Here is a 20,070-nt window from a genome sequence, read left to right as displayed (position 1 = left end):
ATTCTACTCTTTTTTTCGCATTTGTAAATAGTTTAATTTTAAATATTCTGACTTTTTATTCTAGTAGGATTTATCCCCCATCTACTATATGTACATACTATACACCTTATTCTCCTCTATTTAACCATACTAAAAATTAGTATTTTAAGCTCACAAAAAAAGCATTTCAAAGTAGCTAAGCTACTTTGAAATGCTTTTTTAACTTTATTATTTTTCAGTTACATATGCCCATTTAAAGCTATATTCCGGACTGATATTATGTTTTACAATACCTTTAATATTTTGTTTTAGAACATATGCATCACCACGTTGGTATAAAGGTACAAGTGCTACATCTTTCTCAAGAAGTAATTTCTCAGCTTTTCCTAGCTCTTCCCAACGTTTCTTCGCGTCACCCATTAATTCAGTGCCAGCTTTTTTGATCATATCATCATACTTTGGATCAGCGAAGCTCATTTGGTTATGAGAATGTTTAGACTGGAACATATCTAAGAATGTCATTGGGTCAGCATAGTCAGGTCCCCAACCAGCATATGATAAATCATAATCTTGCTCTGTTTCTAGTTTTAGTTTTTGTTTGAATGGCTGAAGTTTAATATTAACTGTTACACCTTTTAAATTTTTCTCAATTTGGTCTTTTACATATTCCCCTACTTTTTTCGCATTACCAGTATCATAGTTTAATAACTCAATTGTAACTTGGTCTTTGCCAAGTTCTTTTTTCGCTTCTTCCCAGGCTGCAGCAGCTTTTTTCGCATCTGGTTTGATACCATTTTTAAATGTTTCTTGGAAGTCTTTTCCGTCTGGTCCAGTCGCTAACCCTTTCGGTACTAAGAAGTCTGCTGGTTTAGATCCGTCATTTAAAATAACGTTTGCTAGGTTTTTCTTATCGATAGAAAGCGCGATTGCTTCACGTAATTTCTGACTCTTTAATGGTGTATCTTGTCCACCACGTTTTTGATTCATACGTAAGAAGAATGTACTTACTTGTGAGTATGTGCCAAACTCCTCTTTGTTATTTCTATATTTGTCAACGAATTCACCTGATAGAAGTGCGAAATCAATTGCACCTGTATCAAATAAGTTGACCCTTGTATTTATTTCTTTTACTACACTATAGTTGATTTCATCTAATTTTACAGTCTTTTTATCCCAATATTGATCATTTTTCTTTAGTTTCCAGCCTTGCTCATGCTTCCAATCAGTAAGAACGAATGGTCCGTTATATACTGTTGTATCAGACTCTAAACCGTATTTATCACCTTTTTCTTTTACGAACTTCTCATTTAATGGATAGTACGATGGGAACGCTACTAAGTTTAAGAAGTATGGTACCGCTTGTTCTAATTCAACTTCTAATGTATAGTCATCTACCGCCTTAACTCCTAGTTCAGTTACTGGTTTTTCACCTTTATTAATCGCCTCTGCATTTTTAATTGGGAATGCGATAAACGCATATTCTGCAGTTGTTTTTGGATCTAATAATCGTTGCCATGCATAAGCAAAGTCTTTTGCTGTTACAGGATCACCATTTGACCATTTTGCATCTTTACGTAGTTTAAATGTATATTTTTTACCATCTTCACTTTTCGTACTAGATTCTGCTGCAGCTGGGATTGGTTTATTATCTTTATCTAATCGATATAACCCTTCCATTGTGTTCCCTAAAATTTGAGAACCTAATGTATCTGTATTTTTTGAAGTATCCATTGTTGGGATCTCATTTGTTTCTGTACGATTTAACACTTGTTTTGCTGCTAATTTTTCCCCTGATTTACTATCTCCACTAGAGCTAGAATTTGTGCTTGTCTTCTTATCTCCACCTGATGTAGAACATGCTGTTAACGCCATGCTCATTGCTAAAACCGGTGCTACAACTGCTGTTAGTTTTTTCATTTGTTTCTTTTTCATTTTGTACCCTCCCTAATTCTTAACGATAGCTATTAAAGAATTTTCTGATAATTCTGTTTTTCTCTATATATTTATCAGACGATTCTTACTAATTCTTATTCTACTAATTTTTTAATTTTTGTAAAGTATTATTATTGAAAATTTTTAAAAAATTATTTTTTTACAGTAATATTCATAAAAATTCCATATTTTGTTCAAACCTTATTTCGCATTCATACACATTCGTTGTTTTAATCACTTTCATCTCATTTACCACTTGAATACTTGTTAATTATTGCTAATAAATAATGCATATATCTAAAAACATCTTTTCTACAAAAATAAAAAAGTCAGCAAAGCTGACTTTTTACCCGACCATTTTCTCTCTTTTCATTTCCTCTACTACTCTCGTATACTTCTCATCATCAAATTCATTTTCACTTTTCGCAACAACTACAGTTGCAATACCGTTACCAATTAAATTAACGATAGCACGTGCTTCTGACATGAAACGATCTACACCAAGTAATAACGCTAAACCTTCTAATGGGATAACATTCATTGCAGATAGAGTAGATGCTAGTACAATGAATCCCCCGCCGGTTACTGCTGCTGCTCCTTTAGATGTAACTAACAAAATAGCTATTATAGTTAATTGTTGACCTAGTGAAAGATCGACGTGAAAAACTTGCGCTAAAAATATAGTTGCCATTGATAAATAAATCGTTGTTCCATCTAAGTTAAAAGAGTAACCTGTTGGAATGACTAAACCTACTACCGGCTTCGAACACCCGAAGTCTTCCATCTTTGTCATCATCCGCGGCAGTACTGATTCTGACGATGATGTCCCGAGAACAATAAGTAATTCTTCTTTAATATGCGCTAAATATTTCCACAAACTAAATTTGTACAGTTTACAAATAAAATTTAAAACAATAAAAACAAATAATGCCATTGTCGCATATACACAAATCATTAATTTACCAAGTGGTATGAGCGTGCTTAAACCATACTTCCCAATTGTAAATGCCATCCCACCGAATGCTCCAACCGGTGCTAATTTCATTACAATTGATAAAATGTTAAAAAATACTTTCGATAATCTTTCAAAAAAGTCAATAACCGGTTGTCCATTTTTCCCTAACATCGTTAACCCTGCGCCGAATAAAATGGAGAAGAACAGAACTTGTAAAATATCACCTTTGGCAAATGCTTCAAACATGTTAGACGGCACGATATGTAAAAAGAAATCCATCCATTTCATTTCTTGTCCGCTTTGAACATATTGTGAAACATCTCCGCCCTTTAGTTTTGAGGGATCTAATCCATCTCCTGGACGTACAACATTCGCTACGATGATACCAATAATTAAAGCCGCTGTTGTAACAATTTCAAAATATAATAGTGCCTTCCCACCAACACGGCCTACCTTTTTCATACTTCCCATACTTGCAATACCTAGCACAATTGTTAAAAAGATAATCGGTGCAATAACCATTTTAATCATATTGATGAATGTTTCACCAATTGGCTTCATTTGTTGTCCAACACTCGGCCAAATTGCCCCTACTGCAATACCACAAATAATAGCCACAATAACTTGGAATGTTAAATTCTTTACGATTCTCATTTTTGATACTCCCCTGTATTTTCATTTCTCCCATACTATTTCAATAATTGCTAATGATATATTCTATGTAATAGCCCCCCTGTTATTTAACTTAAACTATAATTTATGTTACACTATTATCTTAAATTTAAAAATAGTATATAACATTTAAGGATAAAAGACATACTATTTAACATAATAAAAAAGCAGACATTACATCTGCTTTAATTCTCCTCAATCTGTTTTTCACTTAATCCTAGATGTGTTCTAAGAGTATTACTCAAACTCTGTAGATCTTTTTTATTAGGATTATAATAATATACACGTTGCCCGTTTGGGCCATTAGGTAAGTATAAATCATCACCAGCTAATTGTATTTTTTCAACTGAACCGTTTAAACCGTATTTATAAAAAGATAAAATATCATCCATTACTAAATTTGTTTTAAAATCACCATCAACCGCCTCAACTATTTTTTCTAGCTTCGTAACCGATCCTACACTTTTTAATTTACTTAAAATCGCTTCAATAACCAGTTGTTGGCGCTGTCCTCTCATTGCATCACTATCAATATGGCGCGTTCTTGCTAGTGCAAGTGCTTCTTCCCCATTTAATTTTTGTAATCCTTTTTTCAAATGAATCGCATCAGGTTCATCTTTACTATTTTGCTCCGTAAATTCAACTGGGACATCCACTTCAATACCATCTAACCCATCAACAATTTTAGTAAAGGAACCAAAATTAAATTTCACAAAGTAATCAACAGGCACCTGTAACAATTTCTCTACCGCTTCCACAGAAGCTTGCGGTCCTCCATCTTTACCATTTTTAACGAAACCACTTCCATATGCATGGGTTATTTTATCTTTTTTCTTTTCAACTGGAACATATGTATATGTATCACGCGGTATGCTCGTTAATTTCACTGTTTTATCGTCTTTATTAAAAGTCGCTAACAATAATGCATCTGTATGAAATGCACCATTATATTCCTTTTGTCGTTCTTGATTTTCATCAATTCCCATAATTAAAAGTGAAACATGATTTGCAATTGGCTTTACAGATTTCTCACGTAAATTAGATTTTTCACCTCGTGCTAAATTCAAATTAGATTTTTGTACAAGACTAGAAGTTTTCATATATACATAGGCTCCATAGCCAATTCCACCAAATAGTAATACCGCCAGTAGTAAACTTATTATCTTTTTCTTTTTATATTTTTGCTTATTTTTCTCTTCTCTTAAAAATGAATGATTCCCCATTTACTCTCCTCCTGTTTCTATTCATCCAATATGTTTTTCATTTTTTCATATTTAGCGCTATCCTTTTGAAACATACTTTCTTTCAATCCCTTATCTATTTGTATCCATTCAGTCGTAACTGAATATTGAATCAAGCCTTCTTGAAAACTAAGAAATTTCAACATAATCCCTGTATTTTTCTCCACAACCATTTCGAATTTCCCTCTTAAATCTTCAGAGGTGCTAACAGGCATCTCTATGTTTATAACTCCTTCAATTTTGTAGCAATCTAATCCAAGATATTTCGTTTCTTTATAATTCCAATCTTTATATCGAATTAATAAATCTGCGAATTCTGATTGAATACTATATTTAGCTAGCCCTACATATTCATCATCATATCTCTTTTTCTCATCTGATTTTCTCACTAACCTTTCCGTAGGATTTAATTTTAATAGTTCATTGTTTCTTTCTTTCGGGTTCCATTTTGTCTCTTTATAGGTATACTTCTCATCATCAAACTCTTTTTTCTTGCCCTCGTTATATATAATTGTTCGTTTTTTGGCTAGTTTATCTTCTTTCGAAGAGATACCTCTTTGTTTCTCCGTATCAATCGCATACTTATATGTTGTAGCAATTCTTGATGAGCTAGAATATTCCTCAAATTGTCCTGAAATATTTTTAAAATAATCAATAGAATCTAGCATTTTTTGATGAATCTTTTCTTTATCTGGATAATGTACATTCGATTTTATTTCTTCTTCATTTTCATAATCAGAAAACGCTTTTTTCTTTACATATTCAAATACTCCACCATTTTGCGCAAAACTTTGTATAGAAAACTCAGACATAGATACCACTGAAAGTATACAAACCGCTGCACTAATTATCATCATATGAATTTTGTAACTCTTCTTTTTTACCTTAAGATTATGTAGCGTGCCATTAATCTTTTCATTTAACTCTGGAGGTACTATAACAGTTTCATCTTTTATTCTCTTTTTTAATTTCTCATCAAATAATTTTTCATTATCCATCCTTTACACCCCCTATTCCATCTTTAATCGTTTTTGTAGTTGTTCCCTCGCACGTGATAATCTTGATTTCACTGTTCCTTTCGGTATTTCTAACAGCTTTGCTATACTCTCTTGATTCATGTCTTCATAGTAATAAAGCACCGTAACAGCTCTTAATTCTTCATGTAACGATTGAATCGCATTACACAAATCTATATCTTCATACTGATCACACGCACTCATAATATAATCATTCTCTTCTGTCACAATTACATTTTTATACGCTCTAATAATATTGTTACACTCATTTATTAGTATTCGAATTAACCAAGTTTGAAAAAATTCTTCTTTTTTTAATTTTTTTATATTTTCATAGGCTTTTAAAATTGTTGTCTGTATCGCATCCTCTATATTTGTCTCATCACGTAACATCGCCTTTGCTATTCGATACATCTTCGCTTTTTCTGTATGTATAAGCGCTATAAAGGCTTCATGATCACCTTTTTTCGCTAAAGAAACATCCGTTTCTTCTTTTACAATCATTTTATATAAAGGGATTACTTTCACAATTGCTCCTCCTGTTTCATCCTCACTTCATCACTTCCAATTTAACTTTACATATATTAGACGTATGAACCTAGAAAAAGGTTCACTTTTTTGAATATTTTTGTAACTAAAAAGATAAATATCCTTTATAAGGATGCAATAAACATAATAGTTTAAATTTACAAATAAAAAAAGCCCACTTTCTCAGTGGACTTTCTACTCTATAACGGTAAATCCCTCTTCCTAAATACTACAATCGCTACGATAAAAATACAAAGCGCTACAGTAGTTAAACCTATACTTACCGGCCATATATTATATGATCCTTCAGCAATTTCTTTCGGACGAAACAGCGTGAATAATGATAGGTTTTTCATCCATTCTAACTTATCACTTAACTTCCCTACCATATCCAATACGAAAAATAAGATAGTTAAACTCGCTGAATAACTTAGTGCTTTTCTTTCGTCATTACATATACAAGAAAAGAAAAATGAATACGCACTAATGACTAAAAATATGAGCCCTCCGACTACATTTATCTTCAAAAATAATTCTTTATTTAAGTTATTATCTTGTAAAAACCATTCTGCACCTACTAACCCAGCTACATACGTAACAGATACAATAATTAGAAGTCCCAATATGAGAACAGCAGCTTGTGTAATCGCAATTTGCACTCTAGATACAGGTGTTGCTAGCAAGTATGCCATTGCGCCTTTATCTACATGACGAGCAATTAAATGTGTCGCAACTGTTACGCAAAAAATTGTTAAAATGATAATAAATAATAGACTATAGTATTCGCCCGCTAGAAAATCCATTACGTTTTGAATCGGACTTTCCATACCAACGATTTTTTTCACGCTATCAGGCATGGCAGCTATTAATTCATTTAGCCCTTTCGCTGATACCATTGACGGGAATATCCAAATTAATAACCACAGATATAAAGCTGCACCAGACGCATAACTCAAAATATTTTTTTGTGTTTCTTTCAAACTAGCTAAAAATAATTGCTTATTCATGCGTTACCCCTTCTTTCTTATCGTAATAATGCATAAATAAATGTTCTAAATCCATCGCTCTCGTTTGAAGTGCCGTTACATTATAGTTTGAAAGTGTTTGTAAAACAGTTTGATAGTTTCCTTGTACAATGATAGATGCCTCTCTGCCTTTTACCGCTTCAAATTGCAAATTACACTTTGTAAGGGACTCAATCTCTTCTTGTGATGATACTGTTACATCTATCACCTGTCTTCTCATACTTTGTAAATCGTGAATATTTTCAACCGTTACGAGTCGACCATCTTTAATAATAGCTACTCTATCACAAGTTCTCTCAATTTCAGTAAAAATATGTGATGACATTAGGATTGTTTTTCCTCTTTGCTTTTCCTCTAATATTAAATCTATAAATACTTGCTGCATAAGTGGATCAAGTCCAGATGTTGGTTCATCTAAAATTAACACCTCTGGATCGTGCATAAATGCAGCGACTATCCCTACTTTTTGCTTCATTCCTTTAGACATTTTGCGAATCGGTGTTTTCACATCAAATTGCAGACGCTCTATCAGTTCATCTCGTCTTTTCGTATCCTTTAATCCTCGCATTCCTTGCATTAATTTTAAAAACTCTAATCCGTTCATTCCTTCAATAAAAGAAATTTCACCCGGTAAGTAACCAACTTCCCTTTGAATTTTCGCCGCTTCATTCCAACAATCTAATCCAAAAATTGTCGCTTTACCAGTTGTCGGTTTTATAAATCCCATTAAATTACGAATCGTCGTTGATTTCCCGGCACCATTCGGTCCTAAATAACCAAATACTTCTCCCTCTTTTACATCAAATGTAATATGAAACAAACCTTTTCCGTTCGAAAACTGTTTTGTGACATCTTGAACTGAAATCATAATTCCACCTCATTTTTTGAAATATTTAATGTATGATATTTCAAAATTATTGTACTCCTCATCTTCCATATTCGCAACAACTTTTTGAAATATTTATTAGTCCATATTTCAAAATTATTGTTTTCCATTATTTTTTCTTGTATATTTTAAGTGAGGTGATTGCATTGAACGGCTTTGAAAGAGTAAAAGAAAAGAAAAAGCGTGCCATTAAAGAAGCAGCATTCGTATTATTTTCAGAACGTGGATTTAATGAAGTGAAAATAGAACATATCGCAAAAGAAGCAAACGTTTCTCAAGTTACAATTTATAATCATTTCGGAAGTAAAGATGCGTTATTTAGGGAGCTTATACAAGAATTTATCATATCTGAATTTCAATATTATAAAGAGCTTGCAGAAGAAAAATTACCTTTTCATGATATGATGCAAAAAATGATTGTAAGAAAAATGAATACTGGCGGATTATTTCAACCTGATATGTTACTACAAATGATGCAAAGGGACGAAGAACTCCGTAAGTTTATTTATAGTTATCAAAATGAAAAAATCCTACCCTGGTATTTAGAAATATTAGAACGAGCTCAGCGCAAAAACGAAATTAATCCACACCTTACTAAAGAAATGATGTTACTTTACATTCAAATGTTTACAAAATTAGGTGATGAATTTGGAGCACAACTTCTTGAAGGAGATCGGGAAAAACATATAAAAGATATCGTTACGATGTTCTTCTATGGTCTTTCTGTTCCACAAAAATAAAAAAGACACGAATTTCGTGTCTTTTTTATTTTATAGAAATGACTCTACCCTTTTCACTACTTTCAATCGCTAATTGAATCAGTTTAATAACATCTAAACCTTCTTTTGCTGTTACAGGTAGTTCCTCACCATTTAATATACTATCTCGTACACCTTTATAATAATTGTCATAACAACCGACTTCTGTTGGAATACGCTCTAAGCTTTCTTCTGTTTCTAAAGTAGCAAAATCCTCTTCATCGTCTACTCCATAACCGTTATCACCTGGCTTCATTCCATTTTTTAATTGCTCTTCCTGCGAATCCATACCGTACTTCACGATAGAACCTTTCTCTCCATGCACTATAAAATGCGGTCCAGCTTTTTTCACATAACTGCTACTACGTAAAATGACACGTTTAACTCCGTAATGAAGTACTATGTGGAAATAATCATCCACCTCTGCACCTGGTCGTTGTTTTATTACATCTGCACTTATCGCATCTGGTTTCCCGAATATTGATAACGCTTGGTCAATTAAATGCGATCCTAAATCGTATAATATACCGGATCCTGGTAGATTTTTTTCTCTCCATCGATCACGTACATGTGGACGGAAACGATCAAAATTCGATTCATATGCGTATACATTCCCTACTCTGTTTTCTCCTAACAATTTCTTAATTGTTAAGAAATCATTATCAAAACGACGATTATGATATACGCTTAACATTACATTATGCTGCTCTGCTAATGAAATAAGCTCTTCTCCTTCTTCAATTGAGACAACAAATGGTTTTTCTACAACAACATGCTTACCTTTTAAAATTGCTTCTTTTACATATGGAAAATGAGTTGTATTAGGTGATGTAATAACAACTAAGTCAACATCAGCTCGCTTCACCAATTCATCAATTGTACTAACAACATTAGCGTTTGGTAATGTTTCTTTTACTACCTCTTCTTTTGAGGATAATACAGCACGAATATCATATTCTTCTATTGTTTGTAATAGTGGGATATGAAATGTCGTACTAGAAAAACCATATCCTACAATCCCTACACCTATTTTTTTCATGTTGCCCCTCCATTTGTCCCGCTTTAACGGGCAGTAAGATTCCTAACTCAAAATTCAGTGAAAGCTAAGGCATTAGGTGAGGAATCAACTGCTTGTTAAAGCCCGATTGGTTCAACTAATAATCAGTGAGGATGAAGAAACTCCCCATTGATTAAAGTTTCACTTTATGAGAACGATTTCATTCAGTTATTATAACAAGATTATTATTATTTACATAATAAATTGCCTAGAAAAAAGCATCTTGCTACTATTCATAGCAAGATGCCCTCTTTATTCTGGTCTTTTCTTCGTCCACGTTTCTACTACTTCACCAGTATCATTAACATCTAGCACAAGGCTACCATTACTATACCGGTCTTTATTTCGATACGCTTTCGGATCAATCTCTTCTACAATGTTTTTCTCTGTCTTCATGTAAACTAATTCATCGTCCCGAACAATTTCAATACCGACAATGCGGTACGGATTACGTTTTAATTCTTTGAAAATAACAAGACCGCGTTTCGCCCTCGTTGACTTTTCAATTTCTGATGCTTTTAGACGTTTTACAGCACCGCGCTGTGTTACGAGAATAAGTTGATCTTTGTCACCATTTAACGGTTTACCAGAAGCGACATAGTCATCTTCTTTTAAATTAATTGCTTTAACACCAGCAGCTCTTACACCGACTGGACTTACTTCATCTTCATGGAAAATAAGTGCATATGCACCGTGTGTAGCAAGAACAATATCACTCGTTCCATCTGTCGCAAATATATCGACAACTTCATCATCTTTTTTCAAGTTTACAGCAACGAATGCCCTTGAATAACGCTGAACTTTATATTGATTTAATTCTGTTTTCTTTATCATACCATTTCGTGTTACAAATACGATAAATCGTTTTTCTTCCTCAAAGTTCGGTACAACCGTTGCCCAAATGATTGTTTCATCCCGGTCGAGTGAAACGATATTAGCAACGTGCTGACCTAAATCTTTCCAACGAATATCTGGCATTTCGTATACTGGCAGATATATATAGTTTCCTTTATTCGTAAATAAGAGGACTGTCTCTGTCGTATTCGTATCGAATCGTTCAAGTAAGATGTCACCCTCTTTCATACCGAAGTCTTTGCCGTTTGAGGCATTATGTGAGCGCCATCCAGTACGTTTCACATATCCTTCTTTCGTTACAGTAACGATGACATCTTCTTGTGGGATCATCACTTCTACATCGATTTTAATTTCCTCGATTTGATCTTCAATAATCGCGCGTCGATCATCACTATATGTTTTCTTAACTCTCTTTAAATCTGTTTTAATTACTTGAAGTAATCTTTTTTCACTTTGTAAAATTGCCTGTAGCTCAATAATTTTCTTATTAAGCTCATCTGCTTCTTCTTGTAACGCCGTAATGTCTGTATTCGTTAAGCGATATAATTGCAAGGAAACAATTGCTTCTGCTTGTGCTTCTGTAAAGCCAAATTTTGCACTTAAATTATCTTTCGCGTTACGTTTATCTTTTGAAGCTCGAATTGTCTCAATTACTTGGTCTAAAATCGATAATGCTTTCTTTAAACCTTCTACAATATGTTGACGATTTTCTGCTTTTCTTAATTCATATTGCGAACGTCTCGTAATAACCTCTTTTTGATGTCCAATATAAGCATCTAAAATTTTCGGTAATGTCATAAGTGTTGGACGACGATTATTGATCGCTACCATATTAAAGTTATATGGAATTTGCAAATCTGTATTTTTATATAAATAATTTAAAATACCTTCGGAGTTTGCTTCTTTCTTTAATTCAACAACAATTCGTAAACCAGTACGATCTGTCTCATCACGCACTTCAGCAATACCATCTAACTTTTTATCTAGACGTAATTCATCCATTTTCTTTACAAGGTTTGCCTTATTCACTTCGTAAGGAATTTCAGTGATTACAATTTGTTGTTTCCCACCGCGCACTGTTTCAACTTCTGCTTTTCCGCGAATAATAATTTTACCTTTACCTGTTTCATACGCCTTTTTAATACCATCAATCCCCTGAATAATACCGCCTGTTGGGAAATCTGGTCCTTTCATAACTGTTAATAAATCGTCAACAGTACTATTTGGCTTATCGATACGCATCATTGTAGCATCAATAACTTCTCCAAGATGATGCGGAGGAATTTCTGTTGCATAACCAGCGGAAATCCCTGTAGATCCGTTCACTAATAAATTCGGGAACGCTGCTGGTAATACAACTGGTTCTTCACTCGTATCATCAAAGTTTGACACGAATTCAACTGTTTCTTTATCAAGATCACGTAATAATTCAGATGCGATTGGTGATAAACGAGCTTCCGTATAACGCATCGCTGCCGCTGGGTCCCCATCAACACTACCGTTATTACCATGCATTTCAACTAAAACATTACGTACTTTCCAAGTTTGGCTTAAGCGTACCATTGCTTCATATACAGAGGAATCTCCATGTGGATGATAATTACCGATAACATTACCTACTGTTTTAGCTGATTTACGAAACGCTTTATCATGTACATTACCTTCTACATACATAGAATATAAAATACGTCTTTGTACTGGCTTTAAGCCATCACGTGCATCTGGAAGTGCACGATCTTGAATAATATATTTACTATAACGTGCAAAGCGATCACCTAACACGTCTTCAAGCGGGAGGTCATGAAACTTCTCTGCTTGCATGTTATTCCACCTCCGTCTCCATAATCATTTCATTTTCTAAAATATTTCCTTCTTCTTGCATACCAAACTGTACATTACGTTCAATCCATTTACGGCGCGGTTCTACTTTATCGCCCATTAATGTTGTAACGCGACGCTCTGCTCTTGCTGCATCATCAATTTTCACGCGAATTAATGTACGCGTTTCAGGATTCATTGTTGTTTCCCATAATTGATCCGCATTCATTTCACCAAGTCCTTTATAACGTTGTAACATATAGCCTTTTCCAACTTTTTTCGTTACACCGTCTAATTCCTCATCTGACCAAGCGTATTCAATTACCTCACTCTTACCTTTTCCTTTACTTACTTTGTATAAAGGAGGAAGTGCGATAAATACTTTACCAGCTTCGATAAGTGGCTTCATATATCTGTAGAAGAACGTTAATAACAATACTTGAATATGAGCCCCATCCGTATCGGCATCGGTCATAATTACAACTTTATCGTAGTTAATATCTTCAACATCAAATTCATTTCCTACACCGCCGCCAATCGCATAAATGATTGTATTAATCTCTTCATTTTTAAAGATATCAGCAAGCTTTGCTTTTTCTGTATTAATTACTTTACCACGTAACGGTAATACGGCCTGGAAACGTCGGTCTCGTCCTTGTTTCGCAGAACCACCGGCAGAGTCACCCTCTACTAGGTACAGTTCATTTTTTTGCGGGTTACGTGATTGTGCAGGTGTTAATTTCCCGCTTAACGTACCTTCTGATTTTTTCTTTTTCTTACCACTACGCGCTTCTTCTCTTGCTTTACGGGCTGCTTCACGGGCTTGTGCTGCTTTAATTGCTTTTCTCACAAGAAGTGTAGCTACATCAGGGTTTTCTTCTAAAAAGTATGCTAAATGCTCAGATACAATGGCATCAATTGAAGAACGCGCTTCACTTGTACCTAGTTTCCCCTTCGTTTGCCCTTCAAACTGAAGCACTTCTTCTGGTACACGTACCGAAACGATAGCCGCTACACCTTCACGAATATCTGTACCTTCTAAGTTTTTATCTTTTTCTTTTAATAGTGCTACTTTACGAGCATACTCGTTAAACACACGCGTCATCGCTGTTTTAAATCCAGCTTCGTGTGTTCCACCATCTTTTGTACGTACGTTATTTACAAACGAAAGAATATTTTCTGAGTAACCATCATTAAACTGGAATGCTAGTTCTGCTTCAATCCCGTTTTGTTCACCAGTGAAATATACAACCGGGTGAATTGAATCTTTTTCTTCGTTTAAATATGAAACGAAAGCTTCGATTCCTGTTTCATAATGAAATATATCTTCTAAATCATTACGTTCGTCTTTTATCGAGATTTTCATTCCTTTTAATAAGAATGCAGATTCACGTAATCTCTCACATAATGTTTCATAATTGTAATTTGTCGTGCTGAAAATCGTTGTATCTGGTTTGAAATGCATTGTCGTACCAGACTCTTTTGTTTTCCCGATTTTCTCTAACGTTGTTGCAGGAACGCCACCATTTTCAAAACGTTGTTCATAAATGTTACCATCACGCTTAATTGTTACTACTAACCATTCTGACAAAGCGTTTACAACTGATGCCCCAACACCGTGTAAACCACCACTCGTTTTATAGCCACCTTGACCAAACTTACCACCTGCATGAAGTACAGTTAAAATAACTTCAGGTGTAGGTTTCCCAAGTTTATGCATTCCCGTAGGCATTCCTCGCCCTTTATCTATAACGCTAATACTATTATCTTTATGTATTACGACTGAAATTTCGTCGCCAAATCCCGCTAACGCTTCGTCAACGGAGTTATCTACTATTTCATATACTAAATGATGCAATCCACGGCTATCCGTACTCCCGATATACATACCCGGGCGTTTTCGAACGGCTTCAAGTCCTTCTAACACTTGAATCGCATCTTCATTATATTGGAACTGATGCTTCGCCAAACTCCTTGCCCCTTTCCTAATCCAAAATCAGAACATATGTTTCTATTATAGAATAACGCCTCGACTATAGTTTTGGCAAGTTATCTTATCTCTTTTATATACCATCTTCAATAGAAAAATCCTTGTTTTCTCACAAGGATTCCTCTAGGCTACTATTTCAGAAAAATAATCGTTTGTCAACGAGAAATGGATATGTATTCCAAGATTACACATTCCAAACCTTTATTATGATCCAAATGATCAAGATCCAAAATGGGATTACAAATAACAATCCCCAAAAACAGCCTTTAAAAAATCTCATGATGAACACCTCGTTCACCGGCCCTACTTATCTATAATGAGGGCTGAATCAATCTTTCTACCTTTAAATCTATACTATTTTGTCATCGCATGTTCTACTTTAATACAACGATCCATTATTACAGTATAGTCTTTTTCTTTTAAAAGTTTATATGTCTCCTCATCTTGTACTCCTAATTGTGCCCAAAAAACATCTGCATCAATCTCTACAAATTCTTTTGCAACATCCATTAAAAACTCTGAGCGACGAAATACATTTACAATGTCAACGTGTTCCTTAATATCCTTTAGTGAAGAAACTGCCTTTTCTCCGAGCACCTCATCTACTGTTGGATTAACTGGAATAATGCGGTATCCAGCATCTTGCATTGCTTTTGAAACCATATACGATGTACGTTCTGGCTTATCTGATAATCCAACAACCGCAATTGTTTTGCTTTTCTTTAACACTTCACCAATTTCCGTACGAGTTGGGTTTTCAATTGTCATAATTAATCCCTCCTATTCCTTTAGTATAGCCGATAAAGAAAGTCTCTTTCAATATGAAAGAGACTTTCTTTTATTTCGATTATTGATTCTTTGTAGCTGAATTATCTGCTAAAGTAGCCGATTTCGTCATTTTTTGACCGTTACGGTAGAATGTAACTTCTACTTTCTCGCCTACTTTTTTCTTTTCATATAAATATTTACGGAATTGAAGAGCATTCTCTACTTTTTGATTATCTAATGCTACTACAATATCATATTGCTCTAAACCAGCTTTTTCAGCTGGTGATATTGGGTAAATTTTACCTAATACAACGCCGTTTGTTACTTCTTTCGGTACTTTCAATTGATTGACTGCATAAGCTTGCACATCTTCTAGTGAAACAACACCTACTCCAAGAGCTGGACGTTTTACTACTCCATCTTTTTCAAGAGATTCAATAACTGGTTTTGCGATGTTAATTGGAATAGCAAATCCAATTCCTTCAACTTCTTGTTGTGCAATTTTACTTGAATTAATCCCAATTATTTCACCATTTTGGTTAAATAATGCACCACCACTATTACCTGGATTAATCGCTGCATCCGTTTGAATAACTTGTGCTTGCCAATCTGGTCGTTTATCCCCATCAATATCAACCGGAATTTCGCGTTCTTTACTACTGATTATACCTTCCGTTACACTTCCATCAAATCCAAGTGGATTACCGATTGCAATGGCTTTTTCACCCGCACGAAGTTTACTTGAATCACCTAAAGTGGCAACTTTATTTACATTAGATCCATCAATTTCAACAACCGCTAAGTCTAACCAAGGGTCCTTACCAACTAATTTCGCATCAACTTGCTTTCCGTCGCTCAGCTTCACAGCAAGTTTATTTGCTCCATCTACTACGTGGTTGTTTGTTACAATATATGCTTTATTTCCTGCTTTTTTATAAATAACACCTGATCCTGAACCGGCTTGTTGTTCTTGACCTGTCGGTTGCATTGCAAATGGATCAACACTTTGTTGCATATTAATAACACCTACAACAACATCTTTCGCCCCTTCAATCATACCAGGTAAATCAGTTTCATTTTTCGCTTTATTTACAACAGGAACTACAGTACCTTCTACTTTTGAATCCGAACTAAATGATGATACTGGCGCTCCATTATTTTGAGCCCATGGCATATATGGTGCTGCAAAACTAATCGAAACCGCTCCGACTACAGCTCCCACTAAACCTGTGAAGAAATAGCCTTTTTTACTACCTGATTTTCTCACTTCTCTCGTTTCACTATGCTCTTCATTTAAATTTGGTCCGTCGTAATATCCCATGTTTTATTTCCCCTCTCTGGTGAATTCGTATTTTCAGTATAGTCACGTTTTGTGTCCTTCTTGTGAACTCATCGTGAAATCCAATTAAAAAAATACACTTATCTAACATTGTAGACAAAAAAAGTATTTTTTGTACATTTTACCTTCAAAAGAGAGTATAAAATTACCATTTCCCTAGGCTAAATTACACAAATCGTTCTAGATTATTCTTCAAATTTATAACCAACTCGAATAACAGTACCGATATGCTTCGCTTTATCTCCTAGCTTATTTCGAAGTTTTTTAATATGGGTATCAACCGTTCGGTCATCACCGTAATAGTCATATCCCCATAACTGGTCTAATAAATGTTGACGTGATAACACAATTCCTTTGTTCTCCATTAAATACACAAGAAGTTCAAATTCTTTATGTGTCAATATAATTTCTTCTCCATCTACTAAAACAGTTCTAGATAGACGATTCACTTCTATTCCAGCTAAAGACATAGCATTTTCTTCCGCTACTCCTACCGCACCATCCGCACGTTTCAATAACGTCTTTGCGCGAGCTACTAATACTTTCGGGCTAAATGGTTTCGTTACATACTCGTCTGCACCTAATTCGAAACCTAGCAATGTATCATCCTCATCCGAACGTGCTGTCAACATAATAATTGGTACTGCTGATTCTTTTCTAATTCTTCTACAAACAGACCATCCATCTATTTCCGGTAACATAATATCTAACATAATTAAATCAATTTCATGCTCTGCAAATAACTCTAACGCTTTTTTTCCATCTTCTGCTTCGATTACTTCAAAGCCTTCATTACGAAAATAATCACTAACAATTTCACGTAATCTTCTTTCATCTTCAACAAGCAATACTGTTTTATTCATATAATCTATCCCGCCTTTTTACTCTTTCAATCGAATAATACGTTGATTGGAGCTTCCGCGAAATGGAAGTGTTAAATCTTTTTCCTCAATTTCAAACCTTCCATCGACTAAAACATCCCCATAATGTAACAACTCTATCATATCATTATTTTGAGAACTCTGTATCTCTTCTAACGTATAACCTGTATACATCCATAGGTTTTTTTTCAAATCTTTCACGATTTTTGCTACCATTTTCACTTCAGCAGCTTGAAAAAATGGATCTCCACCTGAAAATGTTACATCAGTTAATGGATTACTTGCAATCTCTTTCACAATTTCTTCTACTGTCATTTCCGTTCCGTTGCAAATATTCCACGATTTCGGATTGTGGCAACCAACGCAACGATGCGGACAGCCCGCAAAAAACACGACTGTCCGCAATCCTTCTCCATCTACTACACTATCATGAATAATATTCATCACTTTCATTTATGTTTCACCCGATCTATCTCTTCACTACGTTTCGCACTATTCCACTTTGACATATCTCCTACAAGATAGCCTGTTATACGGCGAATTCTTTCTATATTAGCCTCATCTTCATTCCCGCAACTTGGACATTCATTCCCAATAACCCCGTGATAACTACAGCACTTACAACGGTCAACAGGATGATTAATTGAACCGTATCCAACGCCATGTTCTGCCATGGCTTTTACAATTTGTTTTAATGCCTTTTTGTTATGCATTGCTGCTCCGTCTAGTTCAATATAAGTAATATGTCCCCCGTTACATAGAGCATGAAACGGGCCTTCTAAACGGATTTTATTTATCGCTTGAATGTTATAATAAACTGGAATATGGAATGAATTCGTATAGTAATTATGGTTCGTTATACCGCTAATCACGCCAAATTCTTTTCTATCTTTTTTCACAAACTTCCCTGATAATCCTTCTGCTGGAGTTGCAATTACTGAGAAATTCAGTTGATGTTCTTCTGTCGCTTTATCCATTCTATCTCTCATAAAGGAAATAATTTCATACCCAAGTTTCCATGATTCTTCATCTTCCCCATGATGCTTTCCTGTTAAAGCTACTAAACATTCCGCAAGACCGATAAAACCAATACTTAACGTCCCTTGTTTTAAAATCGAGGCTACGGAGTCTTCAGGCTGCAACGTTTCTCCACCACGCCATACACCTTGTGAATATAAAAACTGAAAATCTCTTGCTCGCTTCGTACATTGATACGCAAATCTTTCTAATAACTGCTTAATTCCTAAATCTAAATAATAGTTTAGCGCTTCAAAAAACGCTTCTTTTGAACCACTAATTAACGCTAATTTCACTAAATTAATAGACGTAAATGATAAATTCCCTCTACCAATCGCTGTTTCTTCTCCATGTATATTAGACATAACACGAGTACGACATCCCATGTAACATACTTCACTTTCTGGTCTTCCATCATAATGCACTGCATTAAACGGAGCATCTAAAAATGAAAAGTTAGGGAATAATCGCTCTGCGGTTGTCTCTAATGCTAATTCAAATAAATCGTAGTTCGGATCACTTTCTTCAAAATTCACACCTTTTTTCATCTTGAAAATTTGAATCGGAAAAATCGGTGTCTCTCCTTTACCAAGTCCAGCTTGTGTCGCTTTTAAAAGTTGTTTAATTAACATTCTTCCTTCTTTCGATGTATCTGTTCCATAATTAATAGAAATAAACGGTACTTGTCCTCCGCCCCTACTATGCATACTATTCGAATTATGAACGAAAGCCTCACACGCTTGATACGTATCATTTTCCGTTTCTTTCCATGAAAATTCTTCTATTTGTTCTTTCGTAAGCGGATATGATTGTAATCGTTTTTTATGTCTCTCAATTGTTTTTCGTACATAAGGTGCTAAATCAATATCAAAGAGTGCAAACGATTGACCACCATGCTGCATATTTTGATTCGCTTGAAAAATAATAGACGAAAGAGCCAATGCACTTTTAATGTCTTGCGGTTGTCTCATATGTCCATGTCCAGTATGAAAACCATTAGCAAGCATTTGCGCTAACGGAATTTGTGAACAAGTCGTCGTTCCTGTTGCATAAAAATCTAAATCATGTGGATATAATATATTTTCATTTATCGCTTTTTTCACTTGATCTGACAATAAATTCTCAACAGCATAATATTTTGCACTCTCAGATGCGAACGTTCCCATTACGCCCATTGGAGAGCGGCCGTCTACATTTGCATTTTCTTGCATCAAATCTTGTTCATTGCCGTGGACTATTGTCTCAAACACTTTCATTAATTCTTCTTCTCCACGTGTATTATTTTGTAACATTTATAACCCTCCACCAATATGTTGTTATCTTTTGATTAAAATGTTACTACATATAGTCTTA

16 protein-coding genes are annotated in these 20,070 nt (G+C 34.6%); 1 reads left to right on the top strand and 15 read right to left on the bottom strand.

From position 1 onward, the window contains the following. Positions 1-207: 207 nt before the first annotated feature. The 7 genes from HMAS_RS06615 to HMAS_RS06585 form a co-directional block, all read right to left on the bottom strand. A complete protein-coding gene (locus HMAS_RS06615; RefSeq protein ID WP_000730161.1) occupies positions 208-1,911 on the bottom strand; it encodes a peptide ABC transporter substrate-binding protein in 1,704 nt (567 codons plus the stop codon). A gap of 346 nt (positions 1,912-2,257) precedes the next feature. Further along, the gene (locus HMAS_RS06610; RefSeq protein WP_001223628.1) at positions 2,258-3,520 is read right to left on the bottom strand and encodes a dicarboxylate/amino acid:cation symporter; all 1,263 of its coding nucleotides are present in this window, start codon (positions 3,518-3,520) and stop codon (positions 2,258-2,260) included. A 203-nt stretch (positions 3,521-3,723) separates the two neighbouring features. Next, positions 3,724-4,761: an LCP family protein gene (locus HMAS_RS06605; RefSeq protein ID WP_000526716.1), complete on the bottom strand. Its 1,038-nt coding sequence runs from the start codon at positions 4,759-4,761 to the stop codon at positions 3,724-3,726. A gap of 17 nt (positions 4,762-4,778) precedes the next feature. Next, positions 4,779-5,777: a hypothetical protein gene (locus tag HMAS_RS06600; protein WP_000368255.1), complete on the bottom strand. Its 999-nt coding sequence runs from the start codon at positions 5,775-5,777 to the stop codon at positions 4,779-4,781. A 12-nt stretch (positions 5,778-5,789) separates the two neighbouring features. Beyond that, complete coding sequence (locus HMAS_RS06595; protein WP_000864730.1) at positions 5,790-6,323, bottom strand: RNA polymerase sigma factor; 534 nt, start codon at positions 6,321-6,323, stop codon at positions 5,790-5,792. Positions 6,324-6,523: 200 nt separating this feature from the next. Continuing rightward, the gene (locus HMAS_RS06590; protein ID WP_001041419.1) at positions 6,524-7,330 is read right to left on the bottom strand and encodes an ABC transporter permease subunit; all 807 of its coding nucleotides are present in this window, start codon (positions 7,328-7,330) and stop codon (positions 6,524-6,526) included. Further along, positions 7,323-8,216: an ABC transporter ATP-binding protein gene (locus tag HMAS_RS06585; protein ID WP_000626577.1), complete on the bottom strand. Its 894-nt coding sequence runs from the start codon at positions 8,214-8,216 to the stop codon at positions 7,323-7,325. Before HMAS_RS06585 ends, HMAS_RS06590 begins: the two co-directional genes overlap by 8 nt. Positions 8,217-8,371: 155 nt before the next feature. On the opposite strand from HMAS_RS06585, the gene HMAS_RS06580 reads away from it, so the two are divergent. Continuing rightward, on the top strand, positions 8,372-8,974 hold the full coding sequence (locus tag HMAS_RS06580; protein ID WP_002024578.1) for a TetR/AcrR family transcriptional regulator: 603 nt from the start codon (positions 8,372-8,374) through the stop codon (positions 8,972-8,974). 25 nt (positions 8,975-8,999) lie between these two features. On the opposite strand, the gene HMAS_RS06575 is transcribed toward HMAS_RS06580, so the two are convergent. The 8 genes from HMAS_RS06575 to HMAS_RS06540 all read right to left on the bottom strand — a co-directional run bounded on the left by HMAS_RS06575 (position 9,000) and on the right by HMAS_RS06540 (position 20,009). Further along, positions 9,000-10,031, bottom strand: coding sequence for an oxidoreductase (locus HMAS_RS06575; protein WP_000719782.1), 1,032 nt, complete (start codon positions 10,029-10,031; stop codon positions 9,000-9,002). A gap of 270 nt (positions 10,032-10,301) precedes the next feature. Further along, positions 10,302-12,725, bottom strand: coding sequence for a DNA topoisomerase IV subunit A (gene parC / locus HMAS_RS06570; protein ID WP_001147470.1), 2,424 nt, complete (start codon positions 12,723-12,725; stop codon positions 10,302-10,304). A 1-nt stretch (position 12,726) separates the two neighbouring features. Then, positions 12,727-14,691: a DNA topoisomerase IV subunit B gene (gene parE / locus HMAS_RS06565; protein ID WP_001062194.1), complete on the bottom strand. Its 1,965-nt coding sequence runs from the start codon at positions 14,689-14,691 to the stop codon at positions 12,727-12,729. 375 nt (positions 14,692-15,066) lie between these two features. Next, positions 15,067-15,480, bottom strand: coding sequence for a CoA-binding protein (locus HMAS_RS06560; RefSeq protein WP_044306934.1), 414 nt, complete (start codon positions 15,478-15,480; stop codon positions 15,067-15,069). A 79-nt stretch (positions 15,481-15,559) separates the two neighbouring features. Further along, a complete protein-coding gene (locus tag HMAS_RS06555; protein ID WP_000542646.1) occupies positions 15,560-16,801 on the bottom strand; it encodes a S1C family serine protease in 1,242 nt (413 codons plus the stop codon). A gap of 203 nt (positions 16,802-17,004) precedes the next feature. Continuing rightward, entirely contained in the window at positions 17,005-17,682 is a 678-nt protein-coding gene (locus tag HMAS_RS06550) for a response regulator transcription factor (RefSeq protein WP_001044679.1), read from the bottom strand. An 18-nt stretch (positions 17,683-17,700) separates the two neighbouring features. Then, positions 17,701-18,153 (bottom strand): anaerobic ribonucleoside-triphosphate reductase activating protein, encoded by a 453-nt coding sequence (nrdG, locus tag HMAS_RS06545; RefSeq protein ID WP_000867081.1) that lies wholly within the window; start codon positions 18,151-18,153, stop codon positions 17,701-17,703. Next, the gene (locus HMAS_RS06540; protein WP_116344725.1) at positions 18,150-20,009 is read right to left on the bottom strand and encodes an anaerobic ribonucleoside triphosphate reductase; all 1,860 of its coding nucleotides are present in this window, start codon (positions 20,007-20,009) and stop codon (positions 18,150-18,152) included. The genes nrdG and HMAS_RS06540 overlap by 4 nt, the downstream gene beginning before the upstream one ends. Positions 20,010-20,070 lie beyond the last annotated feature (61 nt).

The sequence above is a fragment of the Bacillus sp. HMA207 genome, from assembly GCF_003402455.1.
GTDB lineage: Bacteria > Bacillota > Bacilli > Bacillales > Bacillaceae_G > Bacillus_A > Bacillus_A cereus.
This window is presented reverse-complemented; position numbering and strand designations above follow the sequence as displayed.

Coding starts and splice junctions, on each gene's coding strand:
- HMAS_RS06560 (WP_044306934.1), bottom strand. CDS start 15,480: ATGACAATTGAAAACCCAACTCGTACGGAAATTGGTGAAGTGTTAAAG.
- HMAS_RS06555 (WP_000542646.1), bottom strand. CDS start 16,801: ATGGGATATTACGACGGACCAAATTTAAATGAAGAGCATAGTGAAACG.
- parC (WP_001147470.1), bottom strand. CDS start 12,725: ATGCAAGCAGAGAAGTTTCATGACCTCCCGCTTGAAGACGTGTTAGGT.
- HMAS_RS06600 (WP_000368255.1), bottom strand. CDS start 5,777: ATGGATAATGAAAAATTATTTGATGAGAAATTAAAAAAGAGAATAAAA.
- HMAS_RS06590 (WP_001041419.1), bottom strand. CDS start 7,330: ATGAATAAGCAATTATTTTTAGCTAGTTTGAAAGAAACACAAAAAAAT.
- nrdG (WP_000867081.1), bottom strand. CDS start 18,153: ATGAAAGTGATGAATATTATTCATGATAGTGTAGTAGATGGAGAAGGA.
- HMAS_RS06615 (WP_000730161.1), bottom strand. CDS start 1,911: ATGAAAAAGAAACAAATGAAAAAACTAACAGCAGTTGTAGCACCGGTT.
- HMAS_RS06610 (WP_001223628.1), bottom strand. CDS start 3,520: ATGAGAATCGTAAAGAATTTAACATTCCAAGTTATTGTGGCTATTATT.
- HMAS_RS06575 (WP_000719782.1), bottom strand. CDS start 10,031: ATGAAAAAAATAGGTGTAGGGATTGTAGGATATGGTTTTTCTAGTACG.
- HMAS_RS06550 (WP_001044679.1), bottom strand. CDS start 17,682: ATGAATAAAACAGTATTGCTTGTTGAAGATGAAAGAAGATTACGTGAA.
- HMAS_RS06540 (WP_116344725.1), bottom strand. CDS start 20,009: ATGTTACAAAATAATACACGTGGAGAAGAAGAATTAATGAAAGTGTTT.
- HMAS_RS06585 (WP_000626577.1), bottom strand. CDS start 8,216: ATGATTTCAGTTCAAGATGTCACAAAACAGTTTTCGAACGGAAAAGGT.
- HMAS_RS06605 (WP_000526716.1), bottom strand. CDS start 4,761: ATGGGGAATCATTCATTTTTAAGAGAAGAGAAAAATAAGCAAAAATAT.